Consider the following 17,137-nt stretch of genomic DNA (forward strand, 5'->3'; position numbering starts at 1 on the left):
GTGTTTTTTTGTCCTTATGAAATTACGGCTTCAACATTTAAGCTATAACTTAATAACTGTCTCTGGGCCGTAACTATATATCCGTTCAATCTAAGGAATTAATAATGGCAGAAGAACGTTCACAACGAAGTCGAGATCGTTCTCGTGAAGAAAAAATCGATGATGGTATGATAGAAAAGCTGGTTGCTGTCAATCGTGTCAGTAAAACAGTTAAGGGTGGGCGTCAATTTACTTTTACTGCTTTGACTATTGTAGGTAACGGTGAAGGTAGTGTTGGCTTTGGTTATGGAAAAGCGCGTGAAGTTCCTGTCGCTATTCAAAAATCAATGGAGTATGCTCGTAAAAGGATGTCTAATGTGAGTTTAAATAACGGTACTCTTTGGCATCCTGTGAAGGCTAACCACGGTGCTGCTTCTGTCTTCATGAAGCCTGCATCGGAGGGTACAGGTGTTATTGCTGGTGGTGCTATGCGTGCTGTATTAGAGGCGGTTGGCGTGAAAAATGTTCTTGCTAAAGCTATTGGTTCTCGTAATCCGATTAATCTAGTGCGTGCTACATTAAAGGGTTTGGAGGACATGCAATCACCGACTCATATTGCTCTCAAGCGTGGTAAGAATGTTAGAGACTTTAGCCATGGTTCATGAATACGATAAAACTCTGAAAGTGTGTTTAGTTCGTAGTTTGATTGGTGTTCCTTCTCGACATCGTTTGTCAGTCCGTGCTTTAGGATTGAGTAAGGTTAGTGATATGCGTAAAGTAAATGATACTCCACAGGTACGGGGGTTGATTAATAAGGTTCATTACCTCGTTCGTATTCAGGATTGATCGATAATGTCTCTTCGTCTAAATGACTTAAAGCCCGCCTTGGGTGCTAGTTCTTCCCGTGCTCGGGTTGGTCGTGGTATTGGTTCTGGTTTGGGTAAAACAGCAGGTCGCGGCCACAAAGGGTCTTTTGCTCGTAAGGGGGGGGGAAGATCAAGCCTGGTTTCGAAGGGGGGCAGACTCCAATGCAGCGTCGTTTACCTAAGATCGGTTTTCGTTCCAGATCAGTTGCTAATACTGCCGAAGTGCTTTCTTATAAATTGGATAATTTAGAACCAGGTGAGATTGATTTTGCTTCCTTGCGTTTGGCGAAATTGGTCCCTTCCACTGCGAAGAAGGCGAAAATCGTCAAGAAAGGTAGATTGACCAAAGTATTTGTATTAAAGGGTATAGAATCAACTGCAGGTGCTAGGGCTATGATTGAAGCTACTGGTGGTAGCTTCCAGGAGTAACATATAAATGTCTCAACCTGGTCTGGGAAATTTTGGTAATCGCTTCGCTAAGTCGATCGAGCTTCGTAATCGGTTGCTTTTTCTTTTGGGCGCTTTAATTGTTTATAGGGTTGGCTGTTACGTTCCGGTTCCTGGCGTAAATCCTGAGGCCATGCTCGCTCTGATGCAGAAGCAAGGTGGTGGTATCGTGGACATGTTTAACATGTTTTCCGGTGGTGCTCTCCATCGCTTTAGCATTTTTGCATTAAATGTGATGCCTTACATTTCTGCTTCTATTGTTGTCCAGTTGGCTACTCATATTTTCCCTTCCCTGAAAGCAATGCAAAAAGAGGGTGAGTCAGGGCGGCGCAAGATAACACAGTATTCGCGCATTGGTGCTGTTATTCTAGCTGTAATTCAGGGTGGTAGTATCGCATTAGCATTGCAAAATCAAACAGCTCCTGGCGGCGCTGCTGTGGTATATGCTCCTGGAGCTGCTTTTGTAATGACTGCTATTGTTGCTTTGACTGCAGGAACTGTTTTTCTGATGTGGGTTGGTGAGCAGGTTACGGAGCGGGGTATTGGCAATGGTGTGTCGATGATTATTTTTGCAGGTATCGTTGCTGGCCTGCCTGGGTCTGTGTTGCAAACAATTGATGCTTTCCGTAGCGATGCATTGAGTTTGATCTCCTTATTGATAATTGTTTTTATTGTTTTATCATTCACTTTTTTCGTTGTTTTTGTTGAGCGTGGCTTGCGTAGGATTACTGTGAACTATGCTCGGCGTGTTGAGGGTCGTAATTCTTATATGAATAAAAGTTCTTTTTTGCCTCTCAAGCTTAATATGGCAGGTGTTATTCCCCCTATTTTCGCCTCTAGTATTTTAGCCTTTCCTGTTACCTTATCAATGTGGTCTGGGCAAGCTTCTTCTAATACTCTTTTTGGTGCTTGGTTGCAGCGCGTTTCTAGTGCTTTAGGTCCGGGTGAGCCTTTGCATATGATTCTTTTTGCTGTTCTGATAATAGGCTTTGCTTTTTTTTATACAGCTCTTGTGTTTAGTTCGCAGGAAACTGCTGATATTCTTAAAAAGTCTGGTGCATTGATTCCTGGAATCAGGCCTGGTAAGGCTACTTCCGATTACGTTGATGGGGTTTTGACTCGTTTGACTGCGGTAGGATCTTTGTACTTAGTTATTGTATGTTTGTTGCCAGAATTCATGCAGTCCAGGATGGGCGCTTCCTTTCATTTCGGTGGCACTTCTTTGCTGATTGCTGTTGTGGTTGTTATGGATTTTATTTCTCAAATACAAGTTCATCAAGCCTCTAACCAATATGATGGTGTGAGTTTTTTTAATAAAGCTAATTTGAAAGGTGTTTCAAAAAAGCGTCGCTTTGTGAATTAACAAAATTTATATGCTTCCAACTTCCTATAATTTTTGGTAAAATACCTCCCATCTTCATCCATTATTGGATTCACTGGCGTATCTATATTTTTTGATCTAAACGCCTGAGATCTGTTCATTTTAATTTGGAGGTTTTCCTCATGGCGCGTATTGCAGGCGTCAATTTAGCAATTCAAAAGCATGTTTGGATAGGGTTGCAAAGCATTTATGGAATTGGTCGTACACGTTCCAGAAAGGTTTGTGATGCTGCTAACGTTGCCATTTATACAAAGATTCGTGATTTATCTGAATCGGAAATTGAGCGTCTTAGAGTTGAAGTGGGTAAATATGTGATTGAGGGCGATTTGCGACGTGAAGTCGGTATGGCTATCAAACGTCTAATGGATTTAAATTGCTATCGTGGTCTTCGTCATAGACGTTGTCTTCCTTTGCGTGGGCAACGAACTAGAACTAATGCTCGTACCCGAAAGGGGCCGCGCAAAGCAATTAAGAAGTAGAGAGATCCTAAGAAAATGTCTAAACAGTCTGTTGTCAAAACTAAGAAGAGGGTTAAGCGTGTTATCACCGATGGCGTTGCCCATATTTGCGCTTCTTTCAATAATACTATTGTTACAATTACTGACCGACAGGGTAATTCTTTGTTCTGGTGTACCTCCGGTGCTTCTGGTTTTCGCGGGTCACGTAAATGTACACCTTTTGCTGCGCAGGTAGCTGCCGAGAAGGCTGGGCGTGCCGTGTTAGATTATGGAATGAAATCTTTGGAAGTGCGGATCAATGGTCCAGGTCCTGGTCGAGAATCAGCAGTCCGTTCTTTAAGTAATGTCGGTTATAAAATTACAAATATCATTGATGTGACGCCAATCCCGCATAATGGTTGTCGTCCTCCAAAAAAGCGTCGTGTCTAAAGGAACGTTAAAAAATGGCTCGTTATATCGGCCCTAGTTGTAAGCTTGCGCGCCGCGAAGGCGCCGACTTATCCTTAAAGAGTCCATCTCGTGCTTTAGATTCTAAGTGTAAATTGGAACAGAGGCCTGGTCAGCACGGTGCTGTACGAAAGTCTAAATTGTCTGATTACGCTTCTCAATTGCGCGAAAAACAAAAAGTTAAGCGTATTTATGGTGTTTTGGAGCGTCAGTTCCGTAATTATTATAAAAATGCTTCTACTAAAAAAGGTAACACTGGGGAGAATTTGCTTCAGTTGTTGGAAACTCGTTTGGATAATGTTATTTACCGCATGGGTTTTGCTGTTACACGTCCTGCTGCTCGTCAGTTGGTCTCTCACCGTAGTGTGTTGGTCAATGGGAAGATGGTAAATTTGCCTTCGTATCATGTTAAGCCTGGTGATGTGGTTGCTCTCTCTCAGAGAGCGCAAAAGTATTTGTGTGTTCAAGAGTCGTTGACTATAAAAGATCAGCATGGTTCCGCTTTTTCCTGGATTGAGGTTGATTCTGAGAAGTTCAGTGGTGTCTTTAAGGCTCTTCCGGATCGTGCTGACTTACCTTCGGATATCAATGAAGCTTTGATTGTAGAGTTGTATTCAAAATAATTTATATTGGAAATCCTCCATTTTTTAAAGGAGGTTTATAGGAGATCACGCGACATGACGGTTACCGTCAGCCAGGTTCTGCGTCCTCGAGGTCCGCAGATCGAACGTCTTACAGAAAACCGTGCCAAGGTTGTACTTGAGCCTTTGGGTCGCGGGTATGCTCATACATTAGGTAATGCATTGCGTCGTGTCCTGCTTTCTTCGATTCCGGGATTCGCGATTACAGAAGTGGAAATTGATGGTGTGTTGCATGAGTACACAACAGTCGAAGGTTTGCAGGAAGATGTGCTTGAAGTTTTGTTAAATCTTAAGGATGTGGCGATCCGTATACATAGTGGTGATACTGCTACTCTTTCTTTATTTAAACAAGGAGCAGGAGTGGTGACTGCTGCGGATATTAAGACGGACCATAATGTTGAAATTATCAATGATGGTCACGTCATATGTCATTTGACTAAAGACACTACAATTAATATGCGTTTGAAAATTGAGCGTGGTTTTGGTTATCAGCCTGCTGTTGTCCGTCGTCGTCCTGATGATGAAAATAGAACCATTGGTCGTTTGATTTTGGATGCCTCGTTTTCTCCGGTTCGTCGTGTTGCTTATGTCGTTGAGGCGGCACGTGTAGAGCAACGTACTGATTTGGATAAACTCATTATTGACATCGAAACAAATGGTACGATAGACGCTGAAGAAGCTCTTCGTACTGCTGCTGATATTCTTACTGATCAGCTGTCGGTGTTTGGTGATTTTACGCACCGTGATCGTGGTACAGTCAAACCTGCTAGTAGTGGTGTGGATCCTGTGCTGCTTCGTCCAATTGATGATTTGGAGTTGACGGTGCGTTCTGCTAATTGTTTGAAGGCGGAGAGTATTTATTATATTGGTGATCTTATCCAAAAAACAGAGGTTGAGTTGCTTAAGACTCCCAATTTAGGTAAGAAGTCGCTTACTGAGATTAAAGAAGTTCTTGGCCAACGTGGTTTAGGACTTGGAGTGAAGTTGGAGAATTGGCCGCCTCCAGGTGTTTCTCAATATGGAATGCTTGGTTAAACTTGGATTTGGGGGCAGATGAAGAATCTGTGTCTCGCCATCTCTTAGAAACTAATTTATTAGTCCATGGACTAACGAGATGATGGTGATAATCCCTATGGCCATTTTGCTATTAAATAGGAATAAAAAATATGCGTCACCAAAAGTCGGGTCGTAAGTTTAACCGTACTGATGCTCATCGTGGAGCGATGTTTAGTAATATGATTGCTTCATTGTTCAAGTATCAGTTGATAAAGACTACTTTGCCGAAGGCTAAGGAGCTTCGTCGTTTCGCTGAGCCTTTGATAACTTTAGCCAAGGTCGATAGTGTAGCTAATCGTCGTTTGGCCTTTGCGCGTTTACGAAATAAGGAAGCTGTTGGTATCCTTTTTTCAAACTTGGGCCCGCGTTATATTACTCGTCCGGGTGGCTATATTCGTTTGCTGAAATGTGGTTTTCGTCATGGTGATAATGCACCCATGGCTTATGTGGAGATGCTTGAACGCCCTATAATTGCTGAAGAAGTCACTTAGTGATTCTTCACCTCTGTTTTAAGTTGTCATGTTATCGTTGATGGTGTTTTTTAGTGTTTTCTCTATTATTTGTTTCATATTTTTTGATCCATTTATATATTGAATTACATCAAATGAAAGGTAAATTGCGCCATATTTATTTGATGAGTATTTTATATAATTTTCCTACTTTAACGATTAATTAATTTATTTTTTCTAATTTTTATTTAATATCTATTATTTTTTTATTTTTAAGGTTATTTATTTTTTTGAAAGTGATTTCCTTAGCGTAATTTGATTGAAATTCGATTAGGAAGAAATTGTTGTGTTTATTTTTCCTTATTTTAATTCGTATGTTATTTATTATAAATAGCTAGATTAAAGTATTTAATATGATGGCTAGTCGCTATGAGTCAGCCTCAGTCAATATTATTGTATATCTCAATAGAATAGCTTCGAGCGCTGAACAGTGCCTAATGATACGACTCTGACACATAAGCGACCTCATTATGCAACCGCCTTCATGTGAATGAAGGGTGTGTATGTTGCATTGACATTAAACTGTTGTGTGCCCCATTAGTATGATCTTTCTTATAAGATCTCCTAACTGTGACCCATCGGCAATTCATTGTGATTGTTAGAACGTTATAAGATCACTGAATGTTTTCTATTCATAGTCTGCACTATTGTGAAGTTGCATAGTGTTATTTTGTATTTTATTTGATGAATGACTTCAAAATAGGAGCACTTAATCAGATTTTTCTTAACCTGAAATCATGATTATACCTATGTCTCGCTTTTGGAGTAGATGGTATTCTGGTCTTGTTTCTTGTACAGCTCGAGTAATTATGATCGATTTGAACCATCTTGATACCATCGCTAACCGTCTTAGTGACTTGCTTCCTCCCGCTTTGTATGAATCACGGGGGGAGCTACAGACTTTATTTAAAGATGTCTTACAGGCTGGATTGGCAAAGCTGGATTTGGTAACACGTGAGGAATTTGAGATTCAGCGTGTAATTCTTTTAAGTACCCGCGAGAAACTTGAAACTCTATTGCATACACTTGTTCTTCTTGAGGATCGCCTTACTGATCAGGGAAAAAATTGAGGATTCTGTTATGAGCTTGGCTTTGGTGCATAGCCGTGCCCGTGCTGGAGTTTTTGCACCCTCAGTTAGGGTTGAAGTACATTTGTCGGGTGGCCTGCCTGCAACACAGATCGTTGGTTTGCCTGAGGCTGCTGTACGTGAATCTCGAGATCGAGTGCGTGCCGCGTTATTGTGTGCTTGCTTTGAATATCCGGCCCGACGTATCACCATTAATTTGGCGCCTGCTGACTTACCGAAGGAGGGCGGGCGCTTTGATTTGCCGATTGCATTAGGAATCTTGGCCGCCAGCGGTCAACTGCCACTTGATGCTTTAGCAGGTAAGGAGTTCCTCGGTGAACTTGCACTCACTGGAGAACTGCGTTCGGTTGACAGTGTGCTACCTGCGGCTTTAGCTGCATCACAGGCAGGACACTGGCTGGTGATACCAGAAAGTAATGGTGCTGAAGCAGCAATCGCAGGGTGTTGTGAAGCTTATACTGCTCGCACTCTACTTGAGGTTTGTGCTGGCTTGTGCGGTAAAACATTATTGCTGGCTGCTCAGAGATTCGAAGTTAAGTCTGATGTATTGCATGATATTCCTGATATTTCTGACGTGCGCGGCCAAGAGGAGGCACGCCGTGTTCTTGAAATTGCTGCGGCTGGTGGACATCATTTGTTGCTGATTGGTAGTCCTGGTTGCGGTAAAACTCTTTTAGCCTCAAGATTGCCAGGCTTATTACCGCCAGCAAGCGAGCAAGAAGCATTGGAGAGCGCGTCGATTGCCTCGGTGAGTGGGCATGATTTGAATCTGACTCATTGGCGACGACGTCCCTATCGTGCTCCGCATCATAGTGCTAGCGCAGTTGCACTGATCGGTGGTGGGGTACAGGCACGTCCTGGTGAGATCTCGCTCGCGCATAATGGCGTGCTATTTATGGATGAATTGCCCGAATGGCAACGCAAAACCTTGGAAGCCTTACGTGAACCCATGGAATCTGGTGTAGTGACGATTGCTCGTGCCACACGTAGTGTGGATTATCCTGCCCGTTTTCAGTTAGTAGCTGCTATGAATCCTTGCCCTTGTGGTTGGGCAGGTGATTCGAGTGGACGTTGTCAATGTGGTTTGGATGCAATTCGACGTTATCGTCGCCGTATTTCTGGTCCGTTATTGGACCGCATTGATCTACAGTTGGAAATACCACGGTTGGCACCGCAGCTACTGCGCCCTAGTACACCGCGTGGTGAACATAGTGTTACAGTGCGGAGGCGTGTTACTGATTCCAGGACTTTGCAATATAATCGACAAGCGGGGCTTAATGCGCATCTGGGCCAAGCCGCAACCGAGCGTCATTGCTGTTTGGATGCCACCGACCAGCGTTTGCTGGAACGCGCGATCGAACAGTTGCAGCTATCGGCACGTTCAATGCAACGGATTCTACGCGTGGCACGCACCATTGCCGATTTGGATGGTAGCACATTAATCACCAGCATGCATTTGCATGAAGCGATCGGGTATCGTCGATTTGACCGTACAGCCTTTGGCATTGCTTAAGCATTCGCCAAACTATGTAGATGGATTGACTATCCTGTTGGAGCTAATTTATTACATAATTTTTCCATTATTCTTAGATTATTCTAAGTTTCAAGGCCTGTTGTAATCCTGTATACAACCAACATGTTAGTGTTAGTTATGCGGTAGTTGTTTTGTATGCCTGGATTACTACCCTAATTTCTATTCGGACTTTCTTTTTAAATAAGAGTGCTTTATGAATACAAGAAATATCTTTAATATATAAACTGTTTTTTTGATGATTATCGATTCTAGAGAAATTTGACTCAGGAATTAAATTTTTCATGAATACCTATCATCAAATCTTGAAATATTAGGTTGCATATAGGTTTCTGAATATTTGTATAGTTATGATTCCATCATGGATTGCAACTGAAAAAAAGACATTGCTTCAATTATGTGTGATTCTGGAGATGAAATGTAAGATAACAATGATATGATGCGACTAATGCGGTTAGTCTTGCCTCACGGATCGTCACGATATCGTCTTAGATGATCTGAGAAATAAATCCATATTTCTATGTAAAGAATAAGAACTGAAATTTTAAAATAGTATTATTCTTAAAGTGAATGAATACAGAAGGGTATGCCGTTTGCTCTTATAGAGTCTTAATAAACGTGAATTCTGATTGAGATGATATTCACCGATTAGTGAAATTAGGAATGCTCTCTCTCATTCATATTTCTGATCAATCACATTAGTAGTAGATATCTTCTTTAATATAATCGAATGGTTAAATTCTCTCTATGATATCCGTGAAATATTTCTCGGATATATTCTCATTTAGACGCTGTAGAGAAAGTACTGGTACCTATATATTATTCGTTGGATGTAGTTTTGGTAAGTCTGTAATGTTGTGACATCATGGAAAAAATAGAAGACTGAGCTGAGATGATGCAAAAAATCACCAATGACGTTATTGATGCTTGTATTCTACATGGGTAATTGCGTGATTCACTGTGATTTGAATCGGACATATTGTCGGTGCTGCGACAACTGAATATGTGGTTTGTCCAACTCGCATTAATATTTGTAATAGCATGCTTCTTAAACTGGACCTATTTGTGAGAAATGAGCGCATACAGTAATTAAAGAACGGGTGATCTGCTCCTGCGTGGTGAGAGTTATATATGCTGAGTTCTTATAAAAGATCTACCAGAATGGTTGATGCTGCTGTTCATCTGTGCGGCGGTTCTGTGACTTTGGTTTACAGATGTTTCTGGATAGTATCGAGGATGCTAAGGATGCTAAGGATGCTAAGGATGCTAAGGATGCTAAGGATGCTAAGGATGCTAAGGATGCTAAGGATGCTAAGGATGCTAAGGATGCTAAGGATGCTAAGGATGCTAAGGATGCTAAGGATGCTAAGGATGCTATTGGGCAGGCTATGGAAGAAGTATCTACGCCGCAAGTGCTCTCGTTCTGGCGATGGTGGAGGTGATTCTATAATGGGAAAGTGTGTTGAAATACTGCTGATGCCGTCCTGGTATGAATCTTAGTAAATTATATTGATGCGTCGCTTTATTAAAATATGTAAATTGCCGTGTGAGTGACGTGTGTTGATTTTGTGGTTGATCAATGGGATTCTTTAGTGGTGATAGTGTTGTATAGATGGAATGCAGCGTAATAAGTATTAAATTCCTTCTGAAAGATGATAATTTTATCACTCAGGTCTTGCTGTATGACTGATATGCCAATATCATTGATTATATTGTGGGGGCTATTAACGATCTTCTTTTTTTGATTTGCGTTGATCCAGTGTGTTGGATGTCATCATTAAATATTTAATAAACGTTGATAGCAGCCATCAGTGTGATGGTGGTTCAATTGGGGATAAAAAGATAAATAAGGATATTTCTGAATAGTAGGAATTTAAAGAGGCATTAGGTCATCTTCCTGATGGTGTAATTGTTATATCGTAATATCCCTATACTGATGGATTGTCTGCCTCCTAATCATTCTTTGCACTGCTAGCTATCGGTTACTGTAATTTCTATGTACGCGAGTAATGGATGGGAGATTATTTGTCGGGATAGATACGCCAACGATACTGTCCAGCGTACTCAAAGAGTGTGGATTAATTAAAGTCATCAAATTTTAATCTTTAACACTTTTGTTGTTTTTATCTCATCAAAATTCATCTTTTTTTCTATAAATCATTATTTCGGAGCTGCTTTTTTACTCTTTTTTATTCATTTATATGAATAATGTATCGTCACTGGTCTTTCGAATAATTAAAATTAACACGGCCACCAACTATATACAATAAAATAAAAATAGAGATAGAGAAAATCGATCAAAATGACATTGAACTTCTCTTACTTTGAAGTAAATGTTGCGATGATCTTTGAGGTTGCGAAATAGAGAAATAGCTTTCTAAGTCTTAATGATAGTAATTGCTTATTTTTTTATTATTTAATTCTATTTGAAATGGATTTTCTAAGGTGTGAGAATCATCTCCTTAGCATTTTCTGATCTAAATTTTTCGGGGTGGGTTGAATTGATTAATTTTATTTATTATGAGTTAATGAAGAAAATGCTTGCGTGCGTGATGAGCACAGTTTTTTTCGTTAATACGATTGCTTTAGTAATGCTGACGGGTATGGGGGTTGCGTCGGCTGCATCCAAAGACAGTTATGCGGCGACAAAATATCCGATCATTTTCGAACCTGGTTTCGGGGGAGTCGATAAGCTATTTGTTTTTATTGATTATTTTTACAGGATTCCCGAGGATTTGCGAGCACATGGTGCAAATGTCTATCTGTCCACTTCATCTGCTTTTCAGAGACCAGATGGCCCAAATGGTCGTGGTGAGCAATTACTCGCATACGTTAAGGCAGTCCTTGCTATTACCGGGGCGGAGAAAGTTAATTTGATTGGCTATAGTCAGGGTGGATTGACTGTCCGTTACGTAGCGGCTGTTGCTCCCGATCTTGTTGCTTCGTTGACGACTATTGGTACGCCTCATCATGGTTCGGAATTGGCAGATTACTTTGAGGAGCTGTTGAATAAGAATCCAATTAGGCCGTTGTCAACGGCGCTGGGTGGCCTCAGTAATGCGTTTGCTTCGATAACAACCGCTAATCTGAATCAGGATATGTTTGCTGCGTTAAAGAGTCTAACGACATCGCAAGTAGTGATATTTAACGAGAATTATCCAAGTGCTGGCCTTGATAAACTTGCTTCATGTAAGGGAGGAGCAGAATTTGAAACCTTCGGAAGTCATCGTCAATACCTATACTCATGGGGTGGTGCAGCGATTAAGGAAAAAGAATCACTCTTCGGTACCAATGTTATCGATACAAGTGTGATTCCTTTTATTGATCTTGCAAATTTTGTCGATCCAACTACAAAAGCGTTGTATCGATTTGGGAGAGTGATGATCAATCGCGGCTCTGGTAGCAATGATGGCATGGTCTCTACCTGTAGCTCCATGTTCGGTAAGGTAATAAGCAATAACTTTAATTGGAACCATTTTGATGAAATAAACCAAGTTCTTGGTATCCGCGGTGCGTATGCGGAGGATCCTTTAGCAGTAATACGCACTCATGTGAATCGTCTGAAAATGCAGGGTCTTTGAGTGATAAAAAAATATTCGTTTGTGAATCATCGTATTGTGCTTTATTTGATATTGGGCTGCGTGGTCGTATGTGGTGTTTGGTATTCGTTCGATGTACGGCAAGCAATTGATGTTGGCGCAGTCGATTTATCTCTACCGCAAATGTCAAATAATCTATTAAAAGAAGTCGCGGTTGGAGAGGGAAAAACTACCAATCGGCTATCCAGGTTGCCCGTTGATTCTACGGTGCCAACGGTACTGCCACAATCGCTGGCTGGCTCCATTGCGCCACCGTTGCCGCTTGATGCGTATGGGCATCTTGCAAGAGTGAGTGCTGTGCGGGATTTTTTCGATTATTTTTTGACTGCACAGAATGATCTAACGCCTGCCGCACTTGATGAAATTGTTACACATGAGATTGTTAAACAACTGCATGGCAAGTCCGCGCAGGCTGAGGCGCAGGATGTTTGGACACGTTACTGTGCGTATTTTTCGCAGTTGGTGAAGCTGCCAGACATGGGTATGGTACTTGGCGACAAGCTGGACTTTGTGGCGGTACAACGTGCACTTGATCAGCGCGCATCTCTTGCGGTTCGAACGCTGGGCGACTGGAGTGAGCCATTTTTCGGTGCAGAACAGCAACGGCAGCGTTACGATTTGGAGCGTCTTAAGATCGCTGACGATCAAGCGCTGACAGATGAGCAGAAGAAGAAGCGCCTTGTTGCTCTTGAACAGAAACTTCCATCGAAAGTACAGGAAGAGCGTATAAAAATCCAACAGCAGCAGGATGCTGTTGTGAAAATTATCCAACTCCAGAAGGATGAAGTGACGCCTGATGGGATACGCCTGCAAGTTGTGGGCTTGCTTGGTCCTGAGGTTGCTTATCGCGTCGCAGAGATCAGAAGGCAGGATGAGATTTGGCAGGAAAAATATAAGCATTACGCAGCGCAGCGCGCGCAAATCGAAGCACAGCAACTAGAACCCAAAGAGCATGATGTACAGGTCGAAAACCTGCGGCAGCGAATTTTCACGAAGCCAGGTGAGGCGTTGCGTGCTGCATCGCTTGATCAGTAAATTGCTGGTGATATTTTTATATTCTTCTTTCTTTTTTATCGTCTTGGCGATATGGAGCATTTTGTAGTGTGGAAGCGCGTTTAAGTGTTTGGGTGTGATGCTTGATGGAGGGTTTTCACAAGGTGTGTACTCAATCTTGTGATTCTTTGAAGTGCGCGTTTTTACAGGTCTTCAAGACCTCGGTTGAACAGACGGCAATAGTTTCTTAGTTGTTTTTTAGTTACCCCTTGGATCAGCATGGCAAATGATATTTGCATATTTCACGTTCACTTAGAGCAACGGACTTTTTCTTGAAATGCTCCATCTTTCTTAGCCGTTTAATGTGAAGTTCTGTCCGCTGTATGAATGCTCATGTGGTTGAATTTATTGGTGCCCGGGGCGGGAGTCGAACCCGCATAACCTAAAGGTCGAGGGATTTTAAGTCCCTTGCGTCTACCAATTTCGCCACCCGGGCAATTTAGGTGTTATAGGGTGCCTGATTGGCGCAAGAATGTGAACTGCCTAGTGGCGTCTATACGGTTCGTGGCCGGTACGTTATCTTAAGTAGTCTAGGTTTTATCGTGTAGGCGGACAAGTATTTTTGAGTGGCATGGTTGCTGATAAGCAAGGGGGGCCAACGTTGGCGCGCATCGCCGTGGTTGGACTAGGGTATGTGGGATTGCCGTTGGCGGTTGCGTTTGGTCGACAGCGTCCGACACTTGGGTTCGACATTGATATATGTCGGGTACAGCAGTTGTGTGCCGGTCATGACATTACTTGTGAAATTGAGCTTGAGGAACTCCAAGCTGCGCGACATTTGCGTTATAGCAGTGATCCTCGGGAATTGAGTGACTGTCAGATTTTCATCATTACGGTGCCTACCCCTATTGATGTGGTTGAGCAACCGGATTTGGGGCCGCTTCGTTCGGCCAGCATGTTGGTTGCGTCGGTACTTAAGCCTGGGGATTTAGTGATCTATGAGTCCACAGTTTATCCGGGCACAACGGAGGAAGTCTGTGTGCCATTGCTGGAGGCTGGGTCTGGGTTGCGCTTTAATGTCGATTTTCATTGTGGTTACAGTCCTGAGCGGATTAACCCTGGTGATCGTAAGCGTCGGCTACAGGACATCTGCAAGATTATTTCAGGTTCCACCCCTGATATTACAGCTGTCGTGGACGCGTTATATTCGCAGATCATCGTTGCTGGTACTTGGTGTGCTCCGTCGATCAGAGTTGCCGAGGCAGCTAAGGTGGTTGAGAACATTCAGCGTGACGTGAATATTGCGTTGGTCAATGAGTTGGCATTGATCTTTGATCGGCTCGGTATCGACACCTTGGACGTTCTCGAAGCGGCAGAAACCAAGTGGAATTTTTTGCCTTTCCGCCCGGGTTTGGTGGGTGGTCATTGCATCGGTGTGGATCCTTACTATTTGTTGCACAAATCCGAGAGTGTGGGGTATTACCCGGATTTGATTCATACGGCACGTCGCGTTAACAATCGTGTTAGTCGGCATGTTGTGGACCGTGTTGTGGCTTTACTTGGTGAGCTTAGTGTGCCGATGACACGTGCCGTGGTGCTTGTGTTGGGTGTTACCTTCAAGGAAGATTGCCCCGATTTACGTAACAGCCGCGCTTTGGATTTGGTGCGCATGTTCAGGACTTTAGGTGCGCAAGTCGATGTTTGCGATCCTTGTGCTGATCCGCAGCAAGCGTTGGAGCATGAGGCTGTCACGTTGTGTACGGAGCCCAAGGCCGGTGCTTATGATGCAATTGTGCTCGCGGTGGCGCATGCCCAGTACCGAATGTACGATGTAGCGACTATTGCAGCTCTAGGTAAGTCGCAGGCGGTGGTTTATGATGTCAAATCAGTGTGGCCGCGTGCAGCGGTAACTGATCGTCTATAGAAATTATATTTTCGATGTTAGATTGCGCTTTTAGCTTGCGTGTATCCTTTCGTGCGTTTGTGATCTCGTATGTACTCTAGAGTTTGTCTTGTAAAATGGTTGAAATGAGTGCTGCTTGGGTGTGTTGTGTGATTGCGTATAGCGTAGTTATGAGATGTCTGATGTTCTTGTGGTTGGCGAAGCAGGAGATGAGCATTGATGTGCCGAAATTATCTTGCCAGTGCATAGAACAACCAATCATAGTTTCTGTAGGACATTTGAAACTTTGTCTCGATCTATTCTTTGGAATGCCGGGTAGTTAATTTCTAGTATAGGTATTCTCAAAGTTGGTCGAGCAGGCCATTATTGAGGGTGATGTGTAGTCATGAGGGAGCAGATGGTAACGATGGAGCGGAGATGTCTGGGGTGATCTTGCTATAGATGCCGTTCTCAGATTCTTTGCATCTTGAGGTGGTATAGGTCGTATCGCCAATCCAGCGTACTAGGCAGTGATAAACAGATTGTGCTTATGGTTGATCATCAGTGGTTGTGGAACTGTATGTTCCAAGCGTGATGTTTAAACGTGATATTAAACGATGTGTTATTACCCATTCTTGTGGCGTTAGTTACTATTGGTGCTTTACCTAATCTTTTGTGAATATTTTTATAATCTTTGAAAGTTATTTAGGCTAGGCTTTCCTGTTATAAGTGCATGATATTCCTGATGAGTTCAGTATTTTTGTATGTAGTAGAGTGCTACTTTTCATCCAGTGTGTGTGTGGTGTTGTTTTCTACTTAGTGACGTTGGGTGAACCAGATGCTGTAGCCAAAATATAGTCAGATGGGTGTGTGTATAGCTTGGTTCCTTGTTTAGGGTGACTTGCTATCCGATCCGGCAAGAGAGTTAGTTCAGATATTTACCGTTATTTTTGATTGTGTTCATTTGCTGGGCTCCATTTGGGTTCGCTGCTATACATTCCCGAGAAGGTCAAGTCAAAATAGGTCATTAGGCTGGTACAAGTGAGAAAACGAATGGAACAATGGAACATGTTTGTAATTACTGATATTGCTCAGGGGTAATTAGGGTGCATGAAACATAGGAAGAGATTCCTTGATGTCATTAGTTTTGCGGTTGAGAGGATCTTCAGGGTCCAGCGGTAAATTTAGGGCAGTAGTGCCAGGCTTGCGGATTCAAGGTCGAGCTTACTGATTACAAATTGCATCATTACCAGTTCCTGTTCGTCCTGTGCGTCGATCCACATCTGTGCATAGCGCTTTCTGCCTAAAGTAACCACAGTAATGCGGCGGTTTTCTTGACTTGGCGTGTTTTTTATACCTAAGTCAAGTTTGTACCAGTAAAATTTCTCAGAGCCAATTTGGCTCTTCTCGGCACGATGATTGCGAGTCATCGGGATATTAGGGTCGCGCGTTGTTAAAATGACGCCCAATACCATGCGGCCCTCTTCATTGCTGGCCTTACAGAATAGAAAGCCGATGCCGACGTTCTGATCCCAGTGTAGCTTGGATGTAGTAGGTAACTGCGGGCAGAAAAGTGTGCCTTGCTGTGCTTGCGCGTTTGCTATGAAAAGAAGTGAAAGAACGACTAATGCTTGTATGCGTTTCATACATGCTATTCCCGGGATAGTTAATGTTGTCCATGGGAATGCATAAGCCATGGTTTCGTATTCGTCAGACCGGTGATCCCCGATAGACCGATCAGCGTTCCTTGGCGCATCCCCGACGCAGCGACTCCATACAACAGAAGCGGAGTCGATTCCTCTACCATAACGAAGCGACAGTAACTTGACAATTGCTAGGATATTGCCGACATAGAGCCGTTGTTTTCTTTGGATCTTTAAATCTGGAACTTTTTTTGAGACTTTATAACGACTGTAATGTCTTGGGCACGTTTTCTTAGGGTATAAGTGCTGTGTTCCGATGTGAAATCTATAGAAGGGCTGCAAGATTAACCTTCGCCTAATTTAGGCTATAAATTGGGTTGTTTGAGTTTGCTTCTATCGATACTACCCTTCCTTATGTTGAGTAGTTTTCTGTCAAAAAACATATGACGTGCGACCTTGAAAGGATAGTTCTGTATGTTCTTTACTGGAAGGAGGTTAAAGAGTAGTTTTCCTGAATGCGCTTGTTTGAGCAGACTGAGCAGATGAAGATTGGCTCCTCTCGATAGTTTTCCTCACTTTGTAGAAACATAATAAAAGCCTCCTATTCTAACGTTTAG

15 protein-coding genes, 1 tRNA gene and 1 pseudogene are annotated in these 17,137 nt (G+C 42.7%); 15 read left to right on the forward strand and 2 right to left on the reverse strand.

The window, feature by feature from the left end; genetic code table 11:
- Window positions 1-104: 104 nt before the first annotated feature.
- The 14 genes and pseudogenes from rpsE to F7G16_RS02425 all read left to right on the forward strand — a co-directional run bounded on the left by rpsE (window position 105) and on the right by F7G16_RS02425 (window position 13,037).
- The gene (rpsE, locus tag F7G16_RS02360) at window positions 105-644 is read left to right on the forward strand and encodes a 30S ribosomal protein S5 (protein WP_004090125.1); all 540 of its coding nucleotides are present in this window, start codon (window positions 105-107) and stop codon (window positions 642-644) included.
- On the forward strand, window positions 634-825 hold the full coding sequence (gene rpmD / locus F7G16_RS02365) for a 50S ribosomal protein L30 (protein ID WP_012382464.1): 192 nt from the start codon (window positions 634-636) through the stop codon (window positions 823-825). Before rpsE ends, rpmD begins: the two co-directional genes overlap by 11 nt.
- 6 nt (window positions 826-831) lie before the next feature.
- Window positions 832-1,274: pseudogene (rplO, locus tag F7G16_RS02370) on the forward strand (50S ribosomal protein L15).
- Between the two features lie 7 nt (window positions 1,275-1,281).
- On the forward strand, window positions 1,282-2,655 hold the full coding sequence (gene secY, locus F7G16_RS02375) for a preprotein translocase subunit SecY (protein WP_004090133.1): 1,374 nt from the start codon (window positions 1,282-1,284) through the stop codon (window positions 2,653-2,655).
- A 140-nt stretch (window positions 2,656-2,795) separates the two neighbouring features.
- On the forward strand, window positions 2,796-3,152 hold the full coding sequence (rpsM, locus tag F7G16_RS02380; protein ID WP_004090134.1) for a 30S ribosomal protein S13: 357 nt from the start codon (window positions 2,796-2,798) through the stop codon (window positions 3,150-3,152).
- A gap of 15 nt (window positions 3,153-3,167) precedes the next feature.
- Window positions 3,168-3,560, forward strand: coding sequence for a 30S ribosomal protein S11 (gene rpsK / locus F7G16_RS02385; RefSeq protein ID WP_004090135.1), 393 nt, complete (start codon window positions 3,168-3,170; stop codon window positions 3,558-3,560).
- A gap of 14 nt (window positions 3,561-3,574) precedes the next feature.
- The gene (gene rpsD / locus F7G16_RS02390; protein WP_004090136.1) at window positions 3,575-4,201 is read left to right on the forward strand and encodes a 30S ribosomal protein S4; all 627 of its coding nucleotides are present in this window, start codon (window positions 3,575-3,577) and stop codon (window positions 4,199-4,201) included.
- Between the two features lie 54 nt (window positions 4,202-4,255).
- Window positions 4,256-5,254, forward strand: coding sequence for a DNA-directed RNA polymerase subunit alpha (locus F7G16_RS02395; protein WP_004090142.1), 999 nt, complete (start codon window positions 4,256-4,258; stop codon window positions 5,252-5,254).
- 131 nt (window positions 5,255-5,385) lie between these two features.
- Window positions 5,386-5,766 carry a 50S ribosomal protein L17 gene (rplQ, locus tag F7G16_RS02400; RefSeq protein WP_004090145.1) on the forward strand — a complete coding sequence of 127 codons (381 nt, stop codon included), beginning with the start codon at window positions 5,386-5,388 and terminating at the stop codon, window positions 5,764-5,766.
- An 827-nt stretch (window positions 5,767-6,593) separates the two neighbouring features.
- A complete protein-coding gene (locus F7G16_RS02405; protein ID WP_004086547.1) occupies window positions 6,594-6,854 on the forward strand; it encodes an accessory factor UbiK family protein in 261 nt (86 codons plus the stop codon).
- Between the two features lie 10 nt (window positions 6,855-6,864).
- A complete protein-coding gene (locus F7G16_RS02410; RefSeq protein WP_004090148.1) occupies window positions 6,865-8,385 on the forward strand; it encodes a YifB family Mg chelatase-like AAA ATPase in 1,521 nt (506 codons plus the stop codon).
- A 1,232-nt stretch (window positions 8,386-9,617) separates the two neighbouring features.
- A complete protein-coding gene (locus tag F7G16_RS02415) occupies window positions 9,618-9,845 on the forward strand; it encodes a hypothetical protein (RefSeq protein ID WP_167405105.1) in 228 nt (75 codons plus the stop codon).
- A gap of 1,005 nt (window positions 9,846-10,850) precedes the next feature.
- Window positions 10,851-11,984 carry an esterase/lipase family protein gene (locus tag F7G16_RS02420; RefSeq protein WP_012382466.1) on the forward strand — a complete coding sequence of 378 codons (1,134 nt, stop codon included), beginning with the start codon at window positions 10,851-10,853 and terminating at the stop codon, window positions 11,982-11,984.
- Window positions 11,985-13,037: a lipase secretion chaperone gene (locus F7G16_RS02425; RefSeq protein ID WP_020852437.1), complete on the forward strand. Its 1,053-nt coding sequence runs from the start codon at window positions 11,985-11,987 to the stop codon at window positions 13,035-13,037.
- A 367-nt stretch (window positions 13,038-13,404) separates the two neighbouring features.
- On the opposite strand, the gene F7G16_RS02430 is transcribed toward F7G16_RS02425, so the two are convergent.
- Window positions 13,405-13,491: transfer RNA gene (locus tag F7G16_RS02430), tRNA-Leu, on the reverse strand.
- A gap of 135 nt (window positions 13,492-13,626) precedes the next feature.
- Here F7G16_RS02430 and F7G16_RS02435 point away from each other — a divergent pair.
- Window positions 13,627-14,919: a nucleotide sugar dehydrogenase gene (locus F7G16_RS02435; RefSeq protein WP_004090155.1), complete on the forward strand. Its 1,293-nt coding sequence runs from the start codon at window positions 13,627-13,629 to the stop codon at window positions 14,917-14,919.
- A 1,142-nt stretch (window positions 14,920-16,061) separates the two neighbouring features.
- Here the strand turns inward: F7G16_RS02435 and F7G16_RS02440 are convergent.
- On the reverse strand, window positions 16,062-16,523 hold the full coding sequence (locus F7G16_RS02440) for a hypothetical protein (RefSeq protein ID WP_004086550.1): 462 nt from the start codon (window positions 16,521-16,523) through the stop codon (window positions 16,062-16,064).
- Window positions 16,524-17,137: the final 614 nt, after the last annotated feature.

This window comes from Xylella fastidiosa, from assembly GCF_011801475.1.
Taxonomy (GTDB): domain Bacteria; phylum Pseudomonadota; class Gammaproteobacteria; order Xanthomonadales; family Xanthomonadaceae; genus Xylella; species Xylella fastidiosa.

What these genes read in the sequence shown, in the direction of transcription:
- rpsE (WP_004090125.1), top strand. Translation starts at nt 105, where the DNA reads ATGGCAGAAGAACGTTCACAACGAAGTCGAGATCGTTCTCGTGAAGAA.
- rpmD (WP_012382464.1), top strand. Translation starts at nt 634, where the DNA reads ATGGTTCATGAATACGATAAAACTCTGAAAGTGTGTTTAGTTCGTAGT.
- secY (WP_004090133.1), top strand. Translation starts at nt 1,282, where the DNA reads ATGTCTCAACCTGGTCTGGGAAATTTTGGTAATCGCTTCGCTAAGTCG.
- rpsM (WP_004090134.1), top strand. Translation starts at nt 2,796, where the DNA reads ATGGCGCGTATTGCAGGCGTCAATTTAGCAATTCAAAAGCATGTTTGG.
- rpsK (WP_004090135.1), top strand. Translation starts at nt 3,168, where the DNA reads ATGTCTAAACAGTCTGTTGTCAAAACTAAGAAGAGGGTTAAGCGTGTT.
- rpsD (WP_004090136.1), top strand. Translation starts at nt 3,575, where the DNA reads ATGGCTCGTTATATCGGCCCTAGTTGTAAGCTTGCGCGCCGCGAAGGC.
- F7G16_RS02395 (WP_004090142.1), top strand. Translation starts at nt 4,256, where the DNA reads ATGACGGTTACCGTCAGCCAGGTTCTGCGTCCTCGAGGTCCGCAGATC.
- rplQ (WP_004090145.1), top strand. Translation starts at nt 5,386, where the DNA reads ATGCGTCACCAAAAGTCGGGTCGTAAGTTTAACCGTACTGATGCTCAT.
- F7G16_RS02405 (WP_004086547.1), top strand. Translation starts at nt 6,594, where the DNA reads ATGATCGATTTGAACCATCTTGATACCATCGCTAACCGTCTTAGTGAC.
- F7G16_RS02410 (WP_004090148.1), top strand. Translation starts at nt 6,865, where the DNA reads ATGAGCTTGGCTTTGGTGCATAGCCGTGCCCGTGCTGGAGTTTTTGCA.
- F7G16_RS02415 (WP_167405105.1), top strand. Translation starts at nt 9,618, where the DNA reads ATGTTTCTGGATAGTATCGAGGATGCTAAGGATGCTAAGGATGCTAAG.
- F7G16_RS02435 (WP_004090155.1), top strand. Translation starts at nt 13,627, where the DNA reads ATGGTTGCTGATAAGCAAGGGGGGCCAACGTTGGCGCGCATCGCCGTG.
- F7G16_RS02440 (WP_004086550.1), bottom strand. Translation starts at nt 16,523, where the DNA reads ATGAAACGCATACAAGCATTAGTCGTTCTTTCACTTCTTTTCATAGCA.